Annotated in this window: 17 protein-coding genes; 7 read left to right on the top strand and 10 right to left on the bottom strand. The window is 37.9% G+C overall.

Annotated elements, in window-relative coordinates; genetic code table 11:
- Positions 1-446 precede the first annotated feature (446 nt).
- Positions 447-1418: an alpha/beta hydrolase family protein gene (locus AsAng_RS26890; RefSeq protein WP_264790237.1), complete on the top strand. Its 972-nt coding sequence runs from the start codon at positions 447-449 to the stop codon at positions 1416-1418.
- Between the two features lie 68 nt (positions 1419-1486).
- Here AsAng_RS26890 and AsAng_RS26885 read toward each other — a convergent pair whose 3' ends face one another.
- Positions 1487-1654: a hypothetical protein gene (locus AsAng_RS26885; protein WP_264790236.1), complete on the bottom strand. Its 168-nt coding sequence runs from the start codon at positions 1652-1654 to the stop codon at positions 1487-1489.
- A 242-nt stretch (positions 1655-1896) separates the two neighbouring features.
- Between AsAng_RS26885 and AsAng_RS26880 the strand changes: the two genes are divergently transcribed.
- Positions 1897-2934, top strand: coding sequence for a GMP reductase (locus AsAng_RS26880; RefSeq protein ID WP_264790235.1), 1038 nt, complete (start codon positions 1897-1899; stop codon positions 2932-2934).
- Positions 2935-3023: 89 nt separating this feature from the next.
- Here the strand turns inward: AsAng_RS26880 and zupT are convergent, their stop codons facing one another.
- The 8 genes from zupT to AsAng_RS26840 form a co-directional block, all read right to left on the bottom strand.
- A complete protein-coding gene (gene zupT, locus AsAng_RS26875; protein WP_264790234.1) occupies positions 3024-3827 on the bottom strand; it encodes a zinc transporter ZupT in 804 nt (267 codons plus the stop codon).
- Between the two features lie 158 nt (positions 3828-3985).
- Entirely contained in the window at positions 3986-4372 is a 387-nt protein-coding gene (locus AsAng_RS26870; protein ID WP_264790233.1) for a fascin domain-containing protein, read from the bottom strand.
- 334 nt (positions 4373-4706) lie between these two features.
- Positions 4707-6017: a LysM peptidoglycan-binding domain-containing protein gene (locus AsAng_RS26865; RefSeq protein WP_264790232.1), complete on the bottom strand. Its 1311-nt coding sequence runs from the start codon at positions 6015-6017 to the stop codon at positions 4707-4709.
- 75 nt (positions 6018-6092) lie between these two features.
- Complete coding sequence (locus AsAng_RS26860; RefSeq protein WP_264790231.1) at positions 6093-6752, bottom strand: LysE family translocator; 660 nt, start codon at positions 6750-6752, stop codon at positions 6093-6095.
- Positions 6753-7325: 573 nt separating this feature from the next.
- Complete coding sequence (locus AsAng_RS26855; RefSeq protein ID WP_264790230.1) at positions 7326-8258, bottom strand: pyridoxal-phosphate dependent enzyme; 933 nt, start codon at positions 8256-8258, stop codon at positions 7326-7328.
- A 124-nt stretch (positions 8259-8382) separates the two neighbouring features.
- A complete protein-coding gene (locus tag AsAng_RS26850; protein WP_264790229.1) occupies positions 8383-9762 on the bottom strand; it encodes a transglutaminase domain-containing protein in 1380 nt (459 codons plus the stop codon).
- 216 nt (positions 9763-9978) lie between these two features.
- A complete protein-coding gene (locus AsAng_RS26845; protein WP_264790228.1) occupies positions 9979-11040 on the bottom strand; it encodes a hypothetical protein in 1062 nt (353 codons plus the stop codon).
- A 128-nt stretch (positions 11041-11168) separates the two neighbouring features.
- Complete coding sequence (locus AsAng_RS26840; protein ID WP_264790227.1) at positions 11169-11471, bottom strand: YbaB/EbfC family nucleoid-associated protein; 303 nt, start codon at positions 11469-11471, stop codon at positions 11169-11171.
- A gap of 558 nt (positions 11472-12029) precedes the next feature.
- On the opposite strand from AsAng_RS26840, the gene AsAng_RS26835 reads away from it, so the two are divergent.
- Together AsAng_RS26835 and AsAng_RS26830 are read left to right on the top strand one after the other, a co-directional pair.
- On the top strand, positions 12030-18089 hold the full coding sequence (locus AsAng_RS26835) for an Ig-like domain-containing protein (RefSeq protein WP_264790226.1): 6060 nt from the start codon (positions 12030-12032) through the stop codon (positions 18087-18089).
- An 89-nt stretch (positions 18090-18178) separates the two neighbouring features.
- Positions 18179-19780 carry a PorP/SprF family type IX secretion system membrane protein gene (locus tag AsAng_RS26830; protein ID WP_264790225.1) on the top strand — a complete coding sequence of 534 codons (1602 nt, stop codon included), beginning with the start codon at positions 18179-18181 and terminating at the stop codon, positions 19778-19780.
- A gap of 461 nt (positions 19781-20241) precedes the next feature.
- Here AsAng_RS26830 and acs read toward each other — a convergent pair whose 3' ends face one another.
- Positions 20242-22146, bottom strand: coding sequence for an acetate--CoA ligase (gene acs / locus AsAng_RS26825; RefSeq protein WP_264790224.1), 1905 nt, complete (start codon positions 22144-22146; stop codon positions 20242-20244).
- 287 nt (positions 22147-22433) lie between these two features.
- On the opposite strand from acs, the gene AsAng_RS26820 reads away from it, so the two are divergent.
- The 3 genes from AsAng_RS26820 (at position 22434) to AsAng_RS26810 (ending at position 24913) form a co-directional block, all read left to right on the top strand.
- Positions 22434-22817 (top strand): hypothetical protein, encoded by a 384-nt coding sequence (locus AsAng_RS26820; protein WP_264790223.1) that lies wholly within the window; start codon positions 22434-22436, stop codon positions 22815-22817.
- Positions 22818-23024: 207 nt separating this feature from the next.
- Positions 23025-23948 (top strand): helix-turn-helix domain-containing protein, encoded by a 924-nt coding sequence (locus tag AsAng_RS26815; RefSeq protein WP_264790222.1) that lies wholly within the window; start codon positions 23025-23027, stop codon positions 23946-23948.
- A gap of 101 nt (positions 23949-24049) precedes the next feature.
- Positions 24050-24913, top strand: coding sequence for a nuclear transport factor 2 family protein (locus AsAng_RS26810; protein WP_264790221.1), 864 nt, complete (start codon positions 24050-24052; stop codon positions 24911-24913).
- Positions 24914-24947 lie beyond the last annotated feature (34 nt).

Genomic DNA, 24947 nt, shown 5'->3' with positions numbered 1-24947 from the left:
AAATACAAACATGAATCAGTTATTGGCTTATAACTGCCCAAAATAGGGAAATTATTATAGACAACCATTTTATATGGTTTATAATTCATCTTCATGAGATCATTTTTTATTTTTTTTTCTACCCTCCCTGAACGAAAGCCCACAACCAACTAAAAATCAACCCAATAAAAACACTTACTTAGAAATAATCATCGCTTATTTTTCTAAAAATTCTTCTTTAGTTCTATTTTTTAATGTTCCTAACCTTAATTCATCCGCACCATGTCATTGGTCGATTTATTACTAGAACTAATCTAAGTAGTGATTCCTTTTAGAACTTTTTCTGAGCAAAACTGCATTGATAAGGGAAACAGCTGTCAAATAATTTTTCTTGAATTAATACCTTGTATTGCTGATCTAATGTTATCAAACAATACTTTGTAACAAAAAAACATCTATCAACATTTATGAAAAAATCACTCTTATTAATTGCATTAAGCCTAAGTGTTCATTTTTTATATGCCCAAAAGTCGCTCATTATTAGTCAAAATAAAGTAGACTGGAAAAAGTACCCCAAATTATACAAAGACTTTGATAACAATCAATTCATTGATTTATTCAGTTTTTTGGAAGAAGTTGAAGTCGAAGAAATCACTTATCGAAGCAATGATCTAAAAATAGAAGCTTATGTAGCCATGCCTAAAAAAGCAGGCAAATATCCAGTTATTATCTACAATCGAGGAGGAAACAGAGATTTTGGTGCCTTGCAATTATTCAAAGGAAAGAGAAAATATCCTGTCGCCTATGGTTTTTCCCAATTAGCAAAAGAAGGATATATTGTTATTGGGTGTAATTATAGAGGTTGTGGTAAAAGTGAGGGAAAGGATGAATTTGGAGGCAGTGACGTCAATGATGTATTAAATTTGATTGAAGTAGTCAAAGAGTTGCCCAAAGCAGATGCTAGCAGAATTGGAATGTACGGTTGGAGTAGAGGCGGCATGATGACCTATTTGACCTTGCTAAAAACCGATCAAATTAAAGCTGCCATTGTTGGTGGTGCTCCTTCTGACAAAACAACAATAGAACGCCCTCAAATGGAGCAAGGTGTTTATGCTGAGCTCATTCCCAATTATTGGGAAAATAAAGAAGCCGAACTAAAAAAACGATCTGCTTATTACTTTGCCAATCAATTTTCAAAAGATGTTCCCATTCTAATCTTGCACGGAAACTCTGATTGGAGGGTAAAATCTACCCACGCTCTAAAAATGGCACTTGCTCTTGATGAGCATCGAGTTCCTTATCGATTAAAAATATTTGAAGGGGGCGACCACGGTTTGCGAGCATTTAGAAAAGAGGTAAATAAAGAGGTATTGTCTTGGTTTGACCGTTTTTTAAAGAAAGGCGAACCCGCTCCTAATATGGATTTTAAAGGTAAATAATATCACGGGCTTTTAAGTTACAAGAGAACAGTTGCCTAGCAACTGTTCTTTTTTTATTCAAGGTGCTTTTACTGACAACAATCTGCTGTACAACTATTATCCTTATCTACACAACAAGTAGGAGGGCAACAATCCGTGGTGCAACAGTTGCTAGTTTTATTGTTATTTGTTTCTGCCAAGGCAGTACCCAGTGCCAATAAAAAAACCGTTCCTGTAATTACATAAATCGCTTTCATAACATTCATTTTTATACTGCTCAAAACTAGCAGCCTGCTTTTTAATTATTTGTCATCTTACTAGACGAGCAATTCAAAAAAAGACGCATAAATGAGTAAAATTAAATCGAATCTTGTGAATTTTTATTCGTATTTTTAATTAATACTGCATTAACATTTTTTGTTTTTTGACCATTTCTGTACGTCATTTTTCACCTACAACAGGAGTTGTCAAAGAACCTCATTATTAGATATTTTATCAGATGTTATTAGAATTAGATATTAAGTTAGGTTTTAAGGATGTAATGTTTCGCCCCAAGCGTTCTACCTTAAAATCTCGCTCAGAAGTAACCTTACAACGTGAATTCACCTTTCTTAATAGCAAACAAAGCTGGAAAGGAATTCCCATCATTGCCGCCAATATGGATACTGTAGGAACTTTTGAAATGGCAAAAACACTGGGGCAAGCTCAGTTGATTACAGCCATTCATAAACATTACACCATAGAACAATGGGCTAATTTTATTAGTTCAAGTAGTGCTGCTGCTTTGGATTACGTTGCCATTAGCACGGGAACGGGACAAAACGATGCGCAAAAATTAGATTACTTGTTAGCACAATACCCAAGATTAAAATTTATCTGTATTGACGTGGCCAATGGGTATTCTCAACATTTTGTTGATTTTGTCAAAAAAACGAGGGATAAATACCCCAACAAAATCATCCTTGCGGGCAATGTTGTAACGGGGGAAATGGTCGAAGAATTGTTGCTATCTGGAGCAGATATGATAAAAGTAGGCATCGGTCCTGGCTCTGTTTGTACCACCCGTGTAAAAACAGGCGTTGGTTATCCTCAACTCTCTGCTGTGATTGAATGTGCAGATGCTGCACATGGGTTAGGGGGACAAATTATTTCTGATGGCGGTTGCAAAATTCCTGGAGATATTGCTAAGGCTTTTGGCGGAGGAGCTGATTTTGTCATGCTTGGTGGAATGCTTGCTGGACATGATGAGAGTGGTGGAGAGATTATTACAGAAAATGGGCAACAATACAAATCTTTTTATGGTATGAGTTCGGAAACTGCCATGAACAAACACGCTGGCGGTGTTGCTGAATATCGAGCATCTGAAGGTAAAACGGTAAAAATTCCCTATCGAGGTCCTGTCCAAAATACCATTCAAGACATATTGGGTAGCTTGCGCTCTACTTGTACTTATGTTGGGGCTAGACGCTTAAAAGAACTAACCAAACGTACAACTTTTATACGAGTACAAGAACAGCACAATACTATTTTTTCTTAGCCAAATCGTTGCTTAAATAGTTACAATTGAAGCCTTAAAAATGTGTATTCATTGATGCATTTTTAAGGCTTCTAATTATCTAGTAATGATTAAATCATTAAAATCAAACTTGCTGCCATTACAATCATCCCTAAAACCACTCCATAAATAGACAGATGATGTTCGCCATATTCTTCTGCAGCAGGCAATAATTGATCTAAGGAAATAAAGACCATAATTCCCGCTACTCCCGATAGTAACAAGCCCATAATGGTCTCGTTTAAATAGTCCATTAATAAAAAATATCCCAAAACAGCCCCTAGAGGTTCTACAATTCCTGATAAAAAAGAATAAGCAAATGCCTTTTTTCGGTCTCCTGTAGCAAAATAAATTGGCATTGAAACCGCTATTCCTTCGGGAATATTGTGGATAGCAATCGCCATTGCAATTGTCAGACCTAATTCAGGATCATCCAGAGCCGTTACAAAAGTCGCAATACCCTCTGGGAAATTATGTATTGCCAAGGCCAAGGCAGTTAGCACTCCTATCCGCATCAATCGATTAGAATCTTGTGCTTTTTCTTGCATTTTAGTTGAAAATTCATGGGGATTTTCTGCTTCTGGAATCAACTTGTCAATAACTGCAACCACCAACATTCCTACAAAAAAAGCCACAACACCATAAGTTGTTCCCAATTGTTCATTGTCTCCGTAGGCATGAATAAGCTTGTGAATAGCCTCTGGCAAAATTTCTATAAAGGAAACATATAACATTACCCCTGCTGCAAATCCCATGGCAAAGGTTAATAATTTAGTACTTTTATCTTTCACAAAAAAAGCAATCGTGCTTCCAATTCCTGTTGCTAATCCTGCTAAAATGGTTAGCATAAATGCCATTGGTACGTTTTCCTCCATCGGGCTTCACTTTGATTAGGTATTACTAATAATATTTTTAGACAAATCTAAAAATATTAAAAGAGATATCAAACAATACCTAGGGTATTTTCCCAAAAAAAAACCTGAATACTCAAGCGTACTCAGGTCTTTTTTTGTAGAAAAAGCCAATAAATATGTTAAGCATTTCTTTTGCCCCACAATTCGCCTTCTCCTTGATAACCATTCTGAAGCCACATTTTATTCAAAGCATGGCTAAGGTATTTGCCTTTTTCAGCACCAAGGCACTCAAAAGCAACACTTCCGCCTCCATGGTCATGATAAATCCACTCCTCTCCTTCTCCCTGTATTCCATCTTGAAGCCACAACTTATCAAAAGCATGACTAAGATATTTGCCTTCTTCTCCTCCAGTACTCGCTAGAGCTACTCGCCCATTATCAAGCTTTTCGAGAATAAAAACCTCGCCTTCTCCTTGTACTCCATATTGGAGCCATACTTTGTCTAGCGCATGGCTAAGATACTTTCCTTTTTCGCCTCCAAGGGCTTCTAATGTAATGCGTGACATAATTTTTTAAAATTTAATTAAGGTAATTATAGAATGTATAATAAAGGCATGTTTAAATTCTATCTTCAAGCTGCAAATGTTTGATTTTCGCAAAAACCGTTGGTTTTGAAGAACATAAATTTTAAACATGCTCTAATCATAAGTACAAGGTAAATATATTTTAGATTAAGTCTAAATAAATTTTATATTAAATCCACATATGTATATATATTTAATATCCAATTAACAAAAAAAAGAGTTTTCCTCTTATTGAGAAAAACTCCTATTCTTAATTATGGTTGTCTATCCTTTATCTATTCTATACTCAGACGATTGATAGCAATTACCCCAATATTTATTTTATAGACTGAATACCAACCACTAACTGCTGATTAATATCAATTTGATGATCGGTTAATTCTTTATTTAGATTATAAATATCTTTAAGTTCCAAACCATATAACTTAGAAATGCTATATAATGTTTCCCCCTGTACGACAACATGAATAGTCGTTTTAGTTTTATTCGCCTCGTCTATTCTTGTTAAAGGATTTTTATTTTGTTTGGGGGCAGAACCATCATCCACTACTTTGAGTGCTTGATTAAGCCCTAACTGATACCCCTCTAAATTATTGATCTCTATTAAGCGTTGAATGGAAATGCCAAATTTTTCGGAAATACCATATAGGTTTTCTTTTTCTTTCACTAGATAAATCCCTCCTGGCAACAGTTCCTTTGAGTTTTCTACTGCTAAAGTAGCAGCTGGTGTTCCATTTGGATTGGTAGAATTAACTGGTTTTGCAATTGGATCTAGCGAACGTGCAGTAAATCCTTTAAAGCGTTTAGACAACCATAGTTTTTTATCTAAATCAGACATGCCTATGGTATCGATAATTGCTGACTCATCAGGCACTACTACTGAAGCCGTAGGTTCATTTTTGGGATTGGTATCCACCAACTGAGTATGGCAACGTTGAGCAATAAAATTATTCAAAGGAATACCATTAATTGCCTTTAAATTCAACGCACCCTGCGTGGTATAAATCTTCTGAATTCCCAACGTAGCAATCAAATTTAAATACTTGATTGGAGTTTCGATGTGACGACTAACAATCTTAAATTGATAAGCAGGCAAACAATTGTTCTTTTGCTTACTTTCAAAATAGACATTTCGCTCTTTATGATTTCTTTTATTTAAGATTTCACCTGATTTAGACATGGTATAATCATATTTAAAACCATAGGTTGCATCTTCATAAACAATACCCGATTGTTTTTCTGTTAATGTAGCAACAGATTGGATTTCGTATAAAGCATATTCTTCGCCTGCTTCTGCTACAATATAAGCAGCTTTTCGGCTAGCATTAATTTCCTTAATTAAAGCAGGAACAATTTTCGTTCTGTCGTTGCACATAAATGGCTTTACAGGTATCTCCTTAACGATTGACTTATGCTTCTTTGGAACTCTAAAGATAGCCTTTGTCTCATCAGAAATAGAGATATAATATTCATCATAAGCGATGTCATCCAACTTATTCACCTGTTCGTATTCAAACTTCTGCATACAAGCAGGATCATAAAAGAAATAAATAGAAGATTGCGCATATACCACTACAGTAGTTAGTAGCCAAAATGCAAACGTAGAAACGTAGTAATTAATTTTCATAAGTAAAAAGTTGGGTTAATAAAATTCATAGTACAATAACAAATCTTTCTATCTGCCCTTTTTATAATTGTCTATTTATAATACAGTTACTTTCAAAAGTAGTACCAATCCAAAACCACCAAGTACTAAACCTGCTAAACGCCTAACGTATAAAAAATGTTGCGCTTTTAATTTATCTCTTATTGTTTTTGCCAAATAGATTTTCAGACAATCCGCTATAATCACAACCGACATAACAGCAATGTACAAAGCAGCCGTAGCTCCTCCTATATAGTTGCTGTTAATCGCAAAAGCCATTAAGCCCATCCAAAATAATAAAGGAGTAGGATTGATTGTATTGATTAAAAAACCTTGGAAAAAATAAGCAAAATAAGCCGCCTTAGATACCTTATGTTCTGCTATTTCAATTTTATCAGAGACTGCTGTTGATACGGATTTTGTCAACAATAACCCTGCCCCAAAAAGAATCAACAAACAACCTCCTATCGTTCCACTATACCATACAAAAGTAGCTTGTTTTACCTCATCGGCAATGATCTCTTCTACCCAAATCGCTCCCCAAAAAGCCAAAAAGATATATAAAAGATCACTCACCCACTGCCCTAATGCCAAAGCAAATGCAGCCCGAAACCCATGTTCAACCCCCAGTTGAAGCATTGTAAAAAATATGGGACCTACAAATACACTCAGGATCACTCCTGCCAAAGCACCTTCCAATATGGCTTGTCCTATCATTCTATTTTTTTAGTTCTAAATTGACATCCTTTTTATTCAAAACCTTTTCCCTCAATGGCGTACCTTAAGGTAAAGTGTACAAAAATACAATATGCGTAAAAAATATGAAAGTTTTTTAGTTTATAAGAAACTAATTATTCGTATAATTTATACCTAATAAAGATTAATACTCTATCTCTCTAGCTTTGTATTCTGTATGGTCTAGCCTTGACAATATTTTGTAATCATATTTATTGTTACCCGCTCAATTCCGTTCCTTCACCCAATTAAGAATAAATCAACTTCATTGCTTAATAAAAAGAATGCTATTGTTATAATACTCCGTTGATTAGTTAGTACGCTTTGCTTATGATCGCTTCACTCATTATTCCCTGCGGTCATGAGCGCTGCGCTTAGTTGTTCCCTGTGGAGTTGACACACAGTACCAAGCTGCTCGTGCACTACGTCTATGTGGTTTAGCTTTGGCTACAAGCATGCCCAGTTAGTACGCTAACGCTTATGAGCTAGCAAAGCTAGGTTTGCATTTTCAACGGAGTAATGTGTTAATAAATTATTTTTTATACGATAAGCAATTTAAAATAGTGTAGCGCTATAATTATTAAAATGCTCTAATGTTAGACTCGCTCCTCCACAAACTAAAATTAGAATAGAATCTGCTTCTTGAATTGGTTTTATATTGTGATAAACGGCAGCTAATGCCGCTCCGCAAGCTGGTTCTACTAAATTTCCTGTTTCATTCAAAAATAATCGACAAGCTTCCAATGCTTCTTGGTCGCTAACAGCATAGGGAATTACGGCGTGCTCCAAAGCCAATTCAAACGCTCGTTTAGCCACTCGCTTGGCTCCTAAAGAAGAAGCAATAGATGCTATAGATTCTAAGGTAATGAGTTCTTGTGCCTCAATAGCGCCTTTCATAGAAGCTGCTCCCTCTGTCTCAGCAGTTAATACTTGTGTTTGGGTCCAATTGTTTCGTTTTATCCCTTCCATCACACCACAAAAATAACCACCACCACCAACTGCAACCACCACCAAATCAGGGGGAGACATCTGAGTGTCGCATTCATCGATTACAGAAGCATTCCCAGCCCAAACAGTAGGATGATCAAATGGATGGATATAAATTGCCTTTTCTTTTTTTACTAAACTTTGTGCAAACACATTGCTATCATTCCATGTTGTTCCAAAAATTTTTAATTCAGCTCCTAAATTAATAATCTTCTCTTGCATGGCTTGCGTAGTTGTTGTAGGAACGACAACAGTTGTTTTTACTCCCATTTTCCATCCAGCATAAGCAGTAGCAAGCCCAGCATTTCCGCCAGAAGCGATTACAAAATGATCAAATCCAGCCTCAAAAGCTTCTTGACAACGCTTACCAATTCCACGTATTTTGAAAGAGCCAGTAGGTTGGTGGCAGTCCATTTTAAAATAGACTTTTTTGCCAAGCTTAGTGCTTAAATTGTGCGCATAAAAGAGGGGTGTTTTTTCGTGTAATGTTGTGGATATCATAGTTGATTCTAATATAAAAATTTATCCTTCTTTGACAGATGTATCAAAATAAGAAGATTTTAGAACAAAAAAAAGGCTATTCTTTATTGGAACAGCCTAGTTGTAAAATAGTTTCAATAGGAGTCTAATAGCTTAGTCTTTTTAAGCCCTTTGTCAATTGCTCTTTTGAAGTATAATAAGTCTCCATTTGGGTGGGGTTATCGTTGCAGGTATATTCCCCCATATACCAATCTAACGGCAACCAATAATTACCTTCGTCATCAATACTAGGGATTATTTTTTTGTAGGGATTGTTATAGTAATTTCGAATTGTTTTAACAGCAGCATTCCACTGACTCTTATTTCCAATCAATACTTCTGCCCATGCATGAGCACCACCACTGCACGTTCCCACCATAATTCGGGTGATTCCTCCAATTGCTTCTACACAAGAAGCGTTTAAAATTGAAAAGTCATCACAATCTCCTGCCAAGCCCAAAGCAATGGTTCTGTTGGCTGGTGAATTATAATCGTTTCGAATCATAGTAGGATCGCTTATGTATTTCCAATTGTTCGCCAAATAATAATGCAAGACACAAATTTGTTGCATTCCTTTTTCGCTAGGGGTACCTCGACGAATATCATAATAGGCACCTTGTTGTTCTTTGACCAAAGAAACAGCAAAATCACGTACACAAGGTTGGTTCGGCACAACTGCTTCGGCATAACTACGAACCTGTGAACTGCTATCTCTCGACCCCGCACACCACTCATATTCTTTCAACTGTTCTTCCTGCTCTGCAATACGTTTTTTATAGGCTTCATTTTCAGACTTTAAGCGTTGCAGAATGTCCTTTTCACTTTCTAATTTTGCAATTTTTTGTTGCAAATTTTCCATTTTTGCTACTTTTTCTTCCTCTGTTAATGTCTCATCTTCGGCAACATCCTCTACGTATTTTTGAACATTCTCCTGAGCTAAGTATTTCGCATCAATCATCCCTTTTAACGATTGCATCCCTTCATTCATAGATATGTTAAAACTACTTTGATTCGGCAAAATTCCCGCATAGCTACTCCCTACCAAAAAACTTAAAGGGAGCAGTAATAAAACAAACAACTCAACTTTAAAATTTACCTTCTCTACAAAACTCAACAACATCCCAACCAGCAACACAAAAACACCTGCCAATAAGTTTAATTTTAAATTAGATAAAAACTCAACATTAGTAACGATCTCTTTGAACCAAGCTAAAAAGCTAATTTCCACAGCAGTAGAAATTAACAATCCCCCTATAAATAAACTCACTAAAGTAGCACTCAAATTTTTTCCTCCTCCCAAAAGAGCCATCGTCCCTATCATACAAAAAGCAACAAATGTAAGCACAGAAGGTGTCCCTAAACTGCCCAATTTATCTCCTAAAAAATCAATAGGAACCGTATTTCCAAACGTATAAAAGATAACAGGAGTAAGTAATAATAAACCCAAAACTCCAATCCCAGCAAGTATTTTTTGACCGATATTCATAATGAGAGGTTTTAAATAAAAGTAAAGCTTCTTTTTATAATAGTAATATTATTAAAACTCTAAAAACTCCTATCTAGTTCCCCTTCTTACCAAAAAAATATTTGCAGCACTCAATTGCTTAAATGCCTCGAAAGCCAACATGAAACAAAGCCGTTTCAATGACAAACGCCTTTTTCATCCATAAAAGAGCTTTACAACTCCACCTTAAATAAAATCTTATTCCTCTACCAATCCCCTATAACCTCCCAGTACAGTACCTCGTTTAGCTTTTAAATTAGCTCCAATACTGAGTCGTTCCCACTTCGAAAAATTCATTTCATGACGATGTATTTCGGCTTTTTCATCTCGCACAATGACAGCATACATGCCCTTTCTTCCAGCTTCACGAAGATTTGATTGTGTTTTTATATCATACGTATCCCCCCATATTGGCTCTTGATTTTTGCCAGTAGTAACGATGGGTTTGGAGATAAGCCATCTATAAATCCAATAGCTGTATTTGGTTTGATACACAGGCTCATCCCGATAAATAGGCTCCTGATATTCTTCTTCATAACTCTCATAAGTTGTTCGAGTACAATACTTATCTTCAAAATAGCCATTTCCCAAATCTCGTTTCCCGCAGACATACTCTTCTGTTCCCGTTGCCCGTTGTTGTGTACGGGTACGAGTTTCATAATGATCTAAAACCTGTTCATAATGGTGGATTTCTCTAAATGAAGTGATTAACTCTCCACCTTGGGGCAACGACCACCCTTCTTCCTTTATTTTCTTATTCTCCTCAACCCGAATCGTTCTCTCCCATTCAAAGCTTTCAACCTGAACTTCAATTTCATGGCTCCAACTTAGTGCTATTGCCAAACTAATGAGAATCGCTAAGATAAAGAAGCACCCTTTTTTGTTCAATGTTTTGGGGGGCTCAGCCACTACTTGGGCTTGAGGTTTGGATCGAGTCCCATCTCCAGAACGAGGTACATTTTGCGTTGAATAGTCCTTAACGTCCAACTGTTTATCTGCAACACCTCTAGGATTTCCACAATCCTTGCAAGTAGATTCAGCATTTTTGTTATTCTGTCCGCAATAAGAACAGCGCCAATCAGGCCCTTCCTTAGCCTTTTGCAAAACATCAGGATCTTGAACAATATCCTTTTCATCTGCCATATAGAATTTAACATTCTTAGGTCGATCAGCCCCACAGTTCGAGCATTCTGTTTCTGGACCTATCACCCCTTTATAACCACAAGAAGTACAATCCCACCTACCTACATATACAGCCATATTATTTGGATTAAAGCATATTACGATTAGACTTTATCACAAAAATTTGCCAACAACTAATTGGAAAGCAAAATACTGTGATAAAGTCTATATATTTAAACAACTCCATGTTGGATAAATAGTAATACCTATCCAAACAAGCCACCTAAGTCTCCCATACCAGGAGGCAATAATTTCGCCATCATAGCCTGAGACTCTTCTTGCTCTTTGACAGCGGCAGCAGCAATAACACGATTCATTGCTTCTAGCATCAAATCTTCCAACTGCTCTTTATCGTTTAAATCTAAAGATGGGTCAATACTTACATCTAAGATTTGACGAGCAGCATTTGCTCTAATTTTAACCATTCCTCCACCTGCTTCTCCTTCAACAGTAATAGCCGTTAAAGCATCTTGCATTTGTTTTTTCATTTCCTCCATTCCTCCAAACATAATCGTAGTTTTTTATCTGTTCAAAAATATGATCTGTTGTAAAGTTAATAAATCCAACTCGCTCTTACTATCCATTTATTAGAAATAATATAGGCTTTATATGGATAAGTAACTACGTAGAATTGATTATGCGTTAAAATTACCAAGATTTTTGAGGCCTAATAAGGCGCAAAGCACAGTTGTAGCCGTAGCTACAATGAGCATTTGCAACGCCATTAGGCACAAAAAGGTTGTTTAAATTTACAATCATTAGTTCTGCGTAGTTGCTTAAGTAACTACGTAGAATTGATTATGCGCTAAAATTACCAAGATTTTTGAGGCCTAATAAGGCAATTCACTTTGTCCGTTTTACACCCCTACTTTTAGAAATTATCGATTGAGTCTCCTCTTGATTCATGTAACATAAAGTAGCTAATAATAATAATTTTGTTTGTTAAAACAATTCATTTTTAGTACTTTCAATGGTATTTTTCAATTTAAACCAATTTTTATAACACCATATAAGTTCATAGCATTATTTTTTAAATAATATCATTTATAATCTCCAAAAAAACATTTATGAAAATAAATTTATTAAAATCCCAATGGTTTTATCGCTGTAGCATTTTATTATGCTTAGCTGTCTATTGGTCGAACCCTGCCCTAGCTCAGTGCGATGTCATCTATGCTAGCCCAACAGGTATAACAACCAATGATGGTAGCGAAGCAAACCCTGTTGACTTATCAACGGCTTTAAATCAAGCTTGTTTACAAAATAGAAAACATATTCGTTTACTATCGGGTACCTATAATTTAACCCATAAAATTATCATAGGATGTGATGATATTATCATTGATGGTGATTGGGAAGTTGTATTAGGTATCGGTCGAAAAAATAGTAGTTTGACTACTACAATCAATATCAACTCTCCATTAGAAACTTCTGCCTATGATGGTAGTACAGGAACAAATGTAGGCTACTACATTGGAGTTGAAGCTATTGGACAGAACAATCAATTAATCCAAGATATTACCTTTAACGTAAAAAATGGAGGCACTTCTGGTACAGCATCTGGAACAACAGCTAATAGAGGTAATAGTGTTTATGGTTTCTATTTCCGTAGTTCCAATGGCTGGCATCTAGAACGCTGTACCATGAATACAGGATCAGGAACTAGAGGCATAAACGGTATCAATAGACCTACAGCTATTGCTGGTAGCACAGGTGGTACAGGTAGTGCCGCAGATTGTGATGATGATTGTACGACCAACCGTGGAGGAAATGGTGGTACAGGCGGCGGTGGTATTACTGGTGCTCCCACCAATAATGATTTTTCCTGTCGAAATTCAGGTCAAAATGGTTCAGGAGGCAACTCTGGAACTGCCCGTCAAGGTGGCGGTGGCGGTTCTGGTGGTTCTGCTGGTGCTGAAGACAACCGTGGAGGGAATGGTGGTGCAGGAGGCGCAGGAGGCGGCGGTACTGGTGGCTCAGGCGGTGCCTATGGCAATGGTAATGGCACTAATGGTAGTGGTTCTTGTAGTTCTGTAAATGCTACTGTGGGAACGATTGGAACTCCTGGTGTAAATGGTTCCAATGGCGCTGCATTACCAATTTCTACAACATTTAGTAATTTTTGGCTACCTTCTGGACAAAGCGCTAGTGGTACTGACGGCACCGGTGGTGGTGGCGGCGGTGGCGGCGGCGGTGGCGGCGGTCAAGGTTGCTTCTTTTGTACCGACGGCACCGGAGGCGGTGGCGGCGGCGGCGGTGGCGGCGGCCAAGGTGGTCAAGGTGGCACTGGTGGTTGGGGATCTGGTGGGTCCTTTTCTATGTTTATCGTTGCTAGTAATGGGACTCGCAATAATGTAACCTTGGTTGCTGGTGCAGCTCCGCTTGGAGGCAATGCTGGTTCTGGTGGCAACGGCGGTTCTGGCGGCAATGGTGGTGGCTTAGGTGGCACCAGTGGAGGATTGTTTGGTTGTTCTTCTTGTGAAGTAGGAATTGGTGGAGTTGGTGGTCGTGGTGGCAATGGCGGTCGTGGTGGTAATGGTGGTGCTGGTGCTAACGGGCGTAGTGAGCAAGTACGTACAGTTAGTGGAGCAGCGGTTACATCAACAACGTCTCCTAATATCACTCAAATAATAACCAATGAGCCATTAGAAGGTTGTCAAAATTCCGAAATTATCATTACTAAAAATGGAGGAACATGGGGACTTCCTGCTGTTGCTTCGTTTATTGATGATTTAGAAAATGGAGTAAGTTCTTATACCAACAGTTCTACCCCTGCTATTATTTCTTACACGACAGTAGGATCACAAGATATTATTATTGATGGGGTAACTTATGCTGGTTTTGTTCAAATTAATACAGCTCGTGCATTGCCAACCTTTGATCCCGCCATGTCAGTTACGATTTGCGAAGGGCAAACCTTTACGATGAATACCCCTGCTGCTGCTTCAGAGTACGAATGGATATTATTTGAAGGGGCAAACAATACGACCAATCCTATTGGCATTTACAATACAAAAGTAGCTTCTTTTCCTACTCCCGTAACAGGTGCAACCGTCAATTATCATCTTCGCCTTAGAGTTAAGGACAATTGTTGTGGTTGGTCTGCTCCCGTTTATTTCGATTTTGATGCAATCCCTACCTCGGCGGGTCCTGTCGTAACCTTAGATACTGTTTGTGCTGGCCAATCAGCTACCATATCCACTACTGGTTCAGGTACCCTCAACTGGTATAGTGATGCACTAGGGCAAATTAATATTGCTACAGGTCCTGCCCCTACCTTAGTCTTAAATACCCCCGTACTCCATCAAAATACCGTATTCTATGCGGGGCAATCGGTAGGCTCTTGTACTGGACCACTAACTTCAGCAGAAGTTATTGTCAATCCATTACCGAACCAACCTAGTACAACTCCTATAGCCGTCTGCTTTGGTGAAGATGTTATCTTGTCTGCGACGGGCTCAGGTTCTGGTGACTTAGTTTTTTATGACAATAGTCTAACTGAAATTGGTCGAACAACAATGTCAACTGGAACACCTAATGCAAGCCTTAATTTAGGAGCATTAGCCGCAGGTGCGCACACCTATTATGTAAGAGAATATGATGGCAGCTGCGAATCACCACTCAATCTAATTGGTGTTACGGTCAATGCTTTACCTAGTGCTCCAACTGCTTCAGGAACTAGTATTTGTGCCAATGGTTCTACAACCTTGTCCGCAAGCTCAACAGGTAGTATCAACTGGTATGCGGATGCAGCACTAACGAACTTAGTAGGAACTGGAAGTTCTTATACAACAGGAGCATTAACAACAACAACAAACTATTATACAACTCAAATAGACAATAATGGCTGTGAAAGTGCTTTTACTCTTGTTACTGTAACCGTTAATCCCAATCCTACCAATCCTACGGGAACTGGAGCGACTATCTGTTTAGGACAAACGGCAACCCTTACTGCTACCTCCTCTGGTGGAACGACAACTTGGTTTAGCGATGCAGCGGGGAATAATGCTGTTGGAACAGGAACTTCCTTTACTAGTCCTGCATTAAACCAAAATACCACCTATTTTGTACAAGAATCGGATGGTAACGCTTGTCAAAGTGACCTAGTAGCTGTAACTATCACGGTCAATCCATTGCCCAATACGCCAAGCACTAGTCCTGTTTTTGTTTGTAATGGAGATGATGTCATCCTCTCGGCTACTGGCACAGGAACAGGTGATTTAGTATTTTATGATAACACACTTACAGAAGTAGGTCGGGTAACAATGGGAGGAAATCCTAATGCTACTTTTAATGCTGGTACTCTAGCAACTGGTACGCATACTTATAGTGTTCGTGAAGACAATGGTACTTGCTTATCCAACCCTGCAGCAATTAGTGTCACAGTTAATGCTATCCCCACTGCACCTACTGCGAATAACAGCAATATTTGCTCTGGCAATTCAACTACTTTAATCGCTACTGCTACAGGCACAACCAATTGGTATAGCGATATGGCATTGACCAATTTATTAAATACAGGATCAACCTATAACACAGGCAACCTCACTACTACTACTGATTTTTATGTAACTCAAATAGACGCTAATGGCTGTGAAAGTCCAGCTACTACCGTTACCGTTACCATCAACCCATTGCCTGCTGATCCTACAGGAACCCCAGATACAGTTTGCACAGGCACTCCTGCTACATTATTGGCTATGGGAACAGGAGGAACATTAAATTGGTATAGCGATGCTTCTGCTACTATATTAGTTGGAACAGGAACTTCATTGACAACACCTGCTTTAGCTCAGAATACGACTTATTATATTCAAGAAGTTTCAGCGAATGGTTGTTTGAGTAATATAATCGCTATTACAGCTGTTGTTAATACCACTCCCAATCCTCCAAGCTCCAATTCAGTAATTGTTTGTTTAGGGCAAGATGCCATTTTATCAGCTACGGGATCTGGATTAGGAGATATTGTTTTTTATGACAATACATCAACTGAAGTTGGTCGAATAAATATGGGAGGCAATCCTATCGCAACCTTTAACGCTGGTACTTTGGCTGCTGGCAATCATGTATTTTATACAACAGAAGATAATGGAACCTGTGAGTCTGGTTTAGTTGCTATTGGTGTAACGGTCAATACGCTTCCTGCTACTCCTACTGCTTCTGATATCACAATATGTGCGGGAAATGTTGCTACCCTTAGTGCTTCTGGCAGTGTCAACTGGTATAGTGACCTTCCGCTCACCAATTTAGTGGCAACTACCAATACTTTTGTCACAGGGAATCTAACTACAACTACCAATTTTTATGTAACAGCGGTAGACCAGAATGGTTGTATGAGTGCCATTGATACCGCAACCGTCACCGTTGATCCAATTCCTACGACACCTATAACAACAGCAGACACAACTTGTGAGGGCAATTCTGCTACCTTAACAGCTATTGGTTCTGGAGGTACCCTCAATTGGTATAGTGATGCTACAGGAACGAATATGATTGGCACAGGAACAACCTTACCCCTCTCTATCGTTAATCAGTCAACCACTTACTATGTCAATGAAACGGACAATAGTACTGGCTGTGTTAGTGCAATGGCAATGGCTACAGTCGTTGTAAATCCTAGTCCTAATCCTCCTAGTGCATCCAACGTTACCATTTGTAGTGGTTCGGATGCTATTTTATCAGCGACAGGCTCAGGCAGTGGTGATTTAGTATTTTACGATAACAACAATACAGAGCTAGGGCGTTTTACAATGTCTACAGCCAACACTACAGGTACCTTTAATACAGGAACGCTTGCCGTAGGTAACTATGTATTTTTTGTAGCAGAGGATGCTGGCGATTGTATTTCACCTCTAACAAGCATTAATGTTGATGTTCGTCAACTTCCTGCTGCACCAACGGCTTTTAATGATAGTCCTGTTTGTGAAGGAGAAACGGTTTTTGTACAATCCAGTACGATTGCTGGTGCCACTTATAATTGGACAGGTCCGAATGGCTTTGCAACAACCCTACAGAATTTTAACTTAACCAATATTACAACAGCAGAAGCAGGAACCTATCAGGTTGCTGTTAGCTTAAATGGATGTACCTCAAATAGTACTTCAACCACGGTCACTGTTAATACAAGACCTGTATTGAATAGCCTAACCAGCAATAGCCCACTTTGCGAATTAGAGGATTTAAGCATTACTACTACGCCTGTTTCTGGTGCTACCTATAATTGGACAGGTCCAAATGGTTTTACAGCGACAACGCAAGATATAGCGATTAGTGCGGTCTTAGAAACAGATCACCAAGGATTCTATAGTTTAGTGGCAACCGATGCCAATGGCTGTGCATCCTTACCGCTTTCTACCCTAGTTATGATTACAGCACTTCCTGATGCTGGGCTTGCCAATAGCAATAGCCCCGTATGTATTGGAGAAGATCTAAAACTAGAGGTACAGGAAGTATTTGGAGCTACTTATGCTTGGACTGGTCCAAATGGGTTCACGGCAACTAGTCGTACTCCTATTATCAATGCGACGCAAGCAGATTCGGGGCTTTATACCGTTGTTGTAACCGTTAATAATTGCTCTTCAACGTATACGACTAATGTAGAAATTGCTCCTGCTCCATCCATTACTGTTATAGCTGATACCAACACAGTACTTGGTACTCCAATACAATTATGGGCAGCAGGGGGCATTGGTTATGAATGGTCGCCAGCCACAGATTTGGATAATGTCAATATTCCAAATCCAACATTCACCCCATCAGGATTAGGCACATTCACCTATACCGTATCTACATATAATACATTGGGGTGCAGCGCTTCTACTAAATTAAATATTACCGTTACTCAGCCCACTATCGAAGATTTAAAAATTGTTGATTTATTTACGCCCAATGGAGATGGGGTCAATGATTACTGGTCTGTCAATTTCTTACAAGATCCAGCAATAGGACCTTATCAACTGCAAATTGTATCTCGTGGTGGCATAGAAGTATTAAATACACAGAATTACCAAAATGATTGGTATGGCACATTCAATGGTCAAAATTTACCCGATGGTACCTACTGGTATATTATCCATCTTGAGAATGAGGATAAGACAATTAAAGGTGCTGTAACTATTAAACGATAAAGCAACTTTGTTAGGGAACGGCAGTAATAAAGTTGGTCGTTCCCAATTACAGAAGCTTTGTCTCTTTTCAAATTTTTAAATTGAAAATCATGTTAAAAACAATTCAAAAATGTATAGGGGTAATTTTGCTATTTAGTGCATTTAGCATTCAAGCACAACAACTGCCCTTACTCAATCATTATATTTATAACCCATACTTATATAATCCAGCTCGAACGGGGCAAAATGATTTTGGTATGGTTAGTTTGCATTTTAAAAGACAATGGACCTCACTACCGAATTCGCCCTTTAGTGGTGCTATAAGCCTAGAATCTCCCATTAAGACTGAAAAGCTAGGAAATATGGGACTTGGCGGTATGCTTTATGTAGATCAGATGCACATTACCACCAATGTTGGAGGCATGGCAACCTATGCTTATCATATTCCTTTTAGTAGTCAAAAGGCGTTCAAACACGGTCTAAGCGCAGGGCTATCGTTGGGATTTGTGCATCAACGGTTTAATTATTCTGCGGCAACGGTTGAAAATCCAAACGACAATCAACTGCTGCCCTCTGAAGGCAATGGAACTTCTTTTGATTTTAGCGCTGGTCTAGATTATCAATGGAAGGGACTTCATATTGGTGCTGCGATGCTTCAAGGTTTAAATACAGGACTTCAGTTGTTAAGTACCAACAACCTTCGGTATGTCAATACTCGTCAATGGCTAGTTTCTGCTAGTTATAAACACTTATTTGGTCCTGTTGAGAAAAAACACCGTTTTTATTTACAACCTGTTTTCATGGGTAGAATCATCGAGAACATCCCCTTTCAAGCTGAAGCCAATGTGATTGTTGGTTTAGACGGAATGGGTTGGATAGGTGTTGGCTATCGTTCTAGCAACAACACGACTGCTACTGCTTCTATTGATCTTACACTAGGCGTTGAAATTAAGCGGCAGTTTGTCTTTGCTTATACCTTTGGCATTGGGGTAGATTCTCAACTTAATACGAGTATGGGAACTCAACATGAACTTATGTTGGCTTATCGCTTTGGTGAAAACAAAAAGATTAAGCAAATGCAGGAGAACATGAAAGTGTTAAAAGACAAAAATAATCAATTAGAATTAACCATTAATGAAAATCGGAAAAGAACGGATTCGCTACAAACCGTTCTAAAAGAAACCAATACGATTTTGGAGCAAAATACGACAACCATTCAACAACAAGGAGATGCTATTAAAGAAAACAGCTCCAAAATTGAACAACATGGTAATGAGATTAAAAAGAATCAAGAAGAGCTTAAAAAGCTTAGAAAGATGATCGACAATCAACCTCTAAAATACAAAAAAGTGGGGGAGGTTTTCTTTGACAATGGTTCTGTTAAATTGGGAGCTACCTCCGAGGCTAATTTAGATGCCGTTAAGCAAGCCTTAGATCAAGAGCAAGCTAAAGGCAATGAAATTCGAGTATACATTAAAGGTAATGCAAGCACAAATGGTGATGCCAAAAAGAATATGGAATTGTCGATGCGCCGTGCAACTGCCGTTCGTCAATACTTGGTCAATAAAGGGTTGGATGGTAATAAGGTTACACTGATTCCTATGGGAGAAGAAGACCCTACCAATGGAGCCAAAACTAGTGCTTCTGGCGATTCTAAAGATCGTAGGGTTGATATTATTTTTACAGCAAAAAAACCAAAAGGTAGATTATAAATAATCTAATTTGCTTTTTAACTATACAAATGAGAGAGGCTACGTCATGAGCGTAGTCTCTTTTTTTGTAGACCTTAGTTTTTTCAATGGCATCTACTAAAGTTGAGGTGACTTGGGACAACGTTTACATTGCTTTTTGCCCTTTTTATATTTTTTGCAACACTTCTTTTTGCAATCTTTACAGTCAAAACTTGGAATAACAGAACTAGGCGTATTATTTATTTCAAGTGGATTCATGGTCCTTTATTTTTTATTAATCTGTAGTTAGTTAGCGCAAGATATAATTTATTTAGACTAAATACAAACAACGAGTCTAATTTTTATGCTCTTTAACATTCTATCTAATAGATTGATCACTTGTTGTATTCTTAAAATGTAGGGCCTCACTAAAACAAAAAATCCCCTTCCTTTAAGCGATTCAACACACTCAAAAGAAGGGGAACGAGTTACATAAAAGCTCTCTATTCAACCAATGCACTTCCAATGACTTCCTCTACCACATCTGGATTGAGTAAGGTAGAAGTATCTCCCAAATTAGAGACATCGCCACTTGCTATTTTACGTAAAATACGGCGCATAATTTTTCCTGAACGAGTTTTAGGCAGCCCTTTTACAATCTGAATCTTATCTGGCTTAGCAATACGTCCAATTTCTTTAGAAACAATAAATAAGATTTCTTCTCTAAATTCAGCTTCATCAACCACCGCATCATTTGCGATTACATAAGCATAAATCCCCTGCCCCTTTATATCATGTGGATAGCCTACAACAGCAGATTCAACAATATTAAGATGACCATTAATGGCATCTTCAATTTCAGCCGTTCCAAAACGATGCCCTGATACATTAATAACATCATCCACCCGACCAATGATTCGATAAAACCCATTTTCGTCTCGTCTAGCACCATCTCCTGTAAAATATTTATCCTCAAAAGCCGAAAAATAGACCTGCCTGCAACGCTCATGATCCCCATAAGTAGTTCGGATCATAGAGGGCCAAGGGAATTTTACACAAAGCAAACCTTCTACATCGTTTCCTTCAATTTCATTACCATCAGTATCTACCAAACAAGGCTGAATCCCAGGTAAAGGCAGACTAGCATAACAAGGTTTTAGAGGCGTATGCCCTGCCAAAGCAGAAATCATGATGCCCCCTGTTTCCGTTTGCCACCAAGTATCTACAATAGGGCATTTTTGTTGTCCAACCACTTCGTTGTACCAATGCCAGGCTTCATCATTAATAGGCTCTCCGACCGTCCCCAAAACCTTAAGGCTGCTTAAGTCGCTATTCGTGACATGCTCATCTCCCATTGCTTGTAGCGCTCGAATGGCAGTTGGTGCCGTATAAAATTGATTGACTTGATGTTTTTCGCAAATTTTCCAAAATCGCCCTGCATCGGGATACGTTGGTACTCCTTCAAACATCATAGTTGTCGCTCCAGCCAACAAAGGACCATAAACAATATACGAATGCCCTGTAATCCATCCTATATCTGCCGTACACCAATACACATCCTCTTCTTGATATTGAAATACATTTTGAAATGAATACTCGGTGTACACCATATACCCGCCACAGGTATGCACGACTCCTTTGGGTTTGCCAGTAGAGCCAGAAGTGTATAAAATAAACAACATATCCTCAGCATCCATTTCTGTTGCCTCGCAGCTTGTGCTTTTCCCCTTCATTTCTTCGTGCCACCACTTATCTCTCCCATCCTGCATCGTCACCGCTGTCTGTGTACGCTGATACACAATAACAGTTTCTACGGAATCACAATCCTGCTCTAAAGCAGCATCAACAACCGCCTTAACAGGAATATTTTTAGCCCCTCTATAATTTCCATCTGAAGTAATAATCATTTTGGCTTGGGCATCTTTTACTCGATCAGCCAACGCCTTGGCAGAAAAGCCTGCAAATACGACCGAATGAACAGCTCCTATTCTAGCACAAGCCAAAACAGCAATCGCCAATTCTGCAACCATTGGCATATAAAAACAAACTCTATCTCCTTTGGTGATACCATTTGCTTTGAGCACATTGGCAAATTGACAAACCTCAGCGTGCAACTCTTTGTAAGTATATTTTATAGTAGGCTCATTGGGTTCATTTGGCTCCCAAATGATGGCTGTTTTATCTCCTCTAGTCTCCAAATGGCGATCTAGGCAATTTTCTGTAATATTCAATTTACCACCCACAAACCATTTTACCGCTGGTTTTCTAAAGTCCCAATCTAGTGTTTTGTCCCATTTTTTGCGCCAAATAAAAGAGGCAGCTTGTTCTTCCCAAAATACTTCTGGTTGGTTGACACTTTTTTGATAAACTTCTTGATACTGTTCGAATGATTTTATTTGTGTGGTCATATTCTAGTGATTACAAATTATAATAGTTCGTAAATAATTAAGGTTGGTAGGCTTTGATTTTTAGAGGAACTATCGAAATTAAAAATATTGATTGTTCTGGTGAATGACTGTTTTTCAATCAACATCAAATATTTTCATTAACTATACAAGATAACAAAGAATTGAATATCTTAAAAAATTAGGGTCTAGGAATTTTTTAGTATACTTGTAATGTTATCCCTTACATAAGACCGTTTTGTTTTATCTATTTTTTATCAAAAACTCTTAAACACTTCAACATTAAACTTATGGGAACTAATATCGGGCGTTTCTTTCTTGGATTTATTATGTTTATTGGTGGTTTGTACCTAATGTTAAATTCTATTCGAGTAGATCTAGGCACGATGTTTCATGGCAGATATTCTCTATTTAATGTTGGAGGTTATGGCGTTACTTCTGGCTCCATTATGATTGTTTTTATGCTGGGGGTTGGCATGCTGTTTTTTAATGCTCGCAATCCTTTAGCTTGGTTAATCACAGTCGGTTCCTTAGTGGCATTAATATTTGGTGTTATCGCCAACACACACTTTAGTTTACAGTACATGTCAGCTTTTGATTTAATTGTGATTTTGGTGCTGCTCTGTGGAGGGTTGGGCTTATTATTAAGTTCTATGGTCAAACGAAGTGCTTAATGCCTTTAGTTCTTTAACGACTCTTGTAACAAATGCTAAAAAAGAGTGAGCGTTTTACTGCTTTTTATAGAAAAAAGCTGAGTACAGAACATTTTTCTAAATTAATGTACCATCGCCTTTTACTCGCTGCAATAGCCTAGTTGTGGGACTTTTCCTTTTTGCATCGCCCCCAAAAGCAACAAAAAGTAATTCACTATTCTGCTCAAGTTGTCAAAGAACCAACATTTTAATATCAATACGATTCTAGTATATCCTATGCTTCCTAAAATAGAACAAATTAAATTTCAGAATCAAACGCTCCCCAAATCTAATTTTGATTTGGTTAGTCTAAAGGAGCTATTGAGTAGAGGAAGGCTACAGGCAGAATTAACGACACTCCATCAAGTTAATTTTTATATTTTATTATTAGGAACAAACCATCAAGGTTGCCACACAATTGATTTTACAGATTATTCCTATCAGCAAGGTACTGTTCTTAGCATTCGAAAAGATCAAATTCACAAATTCCATCTCAGCAAGGCAGAGGGGCTTTTATTCTTTTTTACAGATGACTTTATTGCCAGTTATTTGGAGCAACAGGAAGCCCTAAAAGCACTACAATTATTTAATGAATTATTGAGTTCACCCAAAATTCAACTAACACCAATAGAATATGCGGATATACTGCAATTAGGGCAACATATTCAAAATGAGTATACCCAAGTAGTTGATGATTATTCGTTGGGAATCATACGAAGTCTCTTACATATTCTTATTGCAAAGCTGTATCGTGCCAAGGCTCAAAAAGGATGTGATTTAACTCCTCGAAAATACCTAACCGAATTTATTGCCTTTCAAAAATTAGTAGAGACCAATTGCTTTAAAACAAAAAAAGTAATGGATTATGCCCAGACAATGGGCTGTAGTACCAAGACACTTAACAATATAGTGCAAGAAATTGTCCATAAGTCTGCTAAAAATTTTATTAATGAGTTGATTGTTACAAAAATCAAACGACTATTAATTCATTCGAGTGCTTCTATCAAAGAAATTGCCTATACTGCTGGTTTTGATGAGCCTACTAATTTTTATAAATTTTTTAAAAAGTACACCCAATCTTCTCCCGAGGCCTTTCGAAAAGCCCATTTATAACAATTTTCCAATTTGGATAGCCCAAAAGCACTTTTTTACCTTTCCTTACACGCTTTGTTGCGCTAATTTTGCCTTGAATTATTTACCAAAGCAATACAACAATGAAATTAATAACAGTACTGGTTGGAGTGGTCTTTCTTTACAGTTTTATCAATTGTAATACACCAACGATTCCAGCAACTCAAAAAGAGGAAAAAATGAACTTATCAAAAAAAGAAAAAGTGGTTGCCCTACTCAATAGTTTTAACACGGGTGATCAAACTCCAATTGGTTATATTAATCCGACCAAATATATCCAACATAATCTAGCCGTTGGCGATGGCTTAGAAGGTTTTGGGGAACTCATGAAAATGGCACCACCAGAAGGTTTTAAAGCGAAAGTTATTCGAGCTTTTGAAGATGGAGACTATGTTTTTACGCATACTGAATATGATTTTTTTGGACCCAAAGCTGCTTTTGATGTATTTAGGTTTGAAGCAGGTAAAATTGTTGAACATTGGGACAACCTAGCTGAAATCACTCCTCCAAATCCAAGTGGTAGAACTCAACTAGATGGCGCAACAGCCTTGACTGATTTAGACAAAACAGCCGCTAATAAAGCTTTGGTTAAAGGTTTTGTAACCGATGTCTTAAAAAATGGGGAGGTAGAAAAATTAACAGATTATATTAATCCTCAAAAATATCTTCAACATAATTCAACTATCGCAGATGGGCTAGATGGCTTAGGAAATGCCTTAAAATACTTTGCAGATAATGGATTAATCCTTCAATATGACCAACTCCATCAAGTGCTTGGAGAAGGTAATTTTGTGTTAACGATTAGTGAAGGTAAATTTGGCAAAGGAGATCCTGTCGCTTATTATGACTTGTTTAGAATAGAGGAAGGAAAAATTGTAGAACATTGGGATATCATTGAGACAATTCCTAACAAGGAAGATTGGAAAAACTCAAATGGTAAGTTTTAGTTAAAATACCCTTTAATACAAACACGAGCCACCT

It is taken from the genome of Aureispira anguillae (genome assembly GCF_026000115.1).
GTDB lineage: Bacteria > Bacteroidota > Bacteroidia > Chitinophagales > Saprospiraceae > Aureispira > Aureispira anguillae.
Note: the sequence above shows the minus strand (reverse complement) of the source record. Positions and strands in the feature narration are given on the sequence as shown.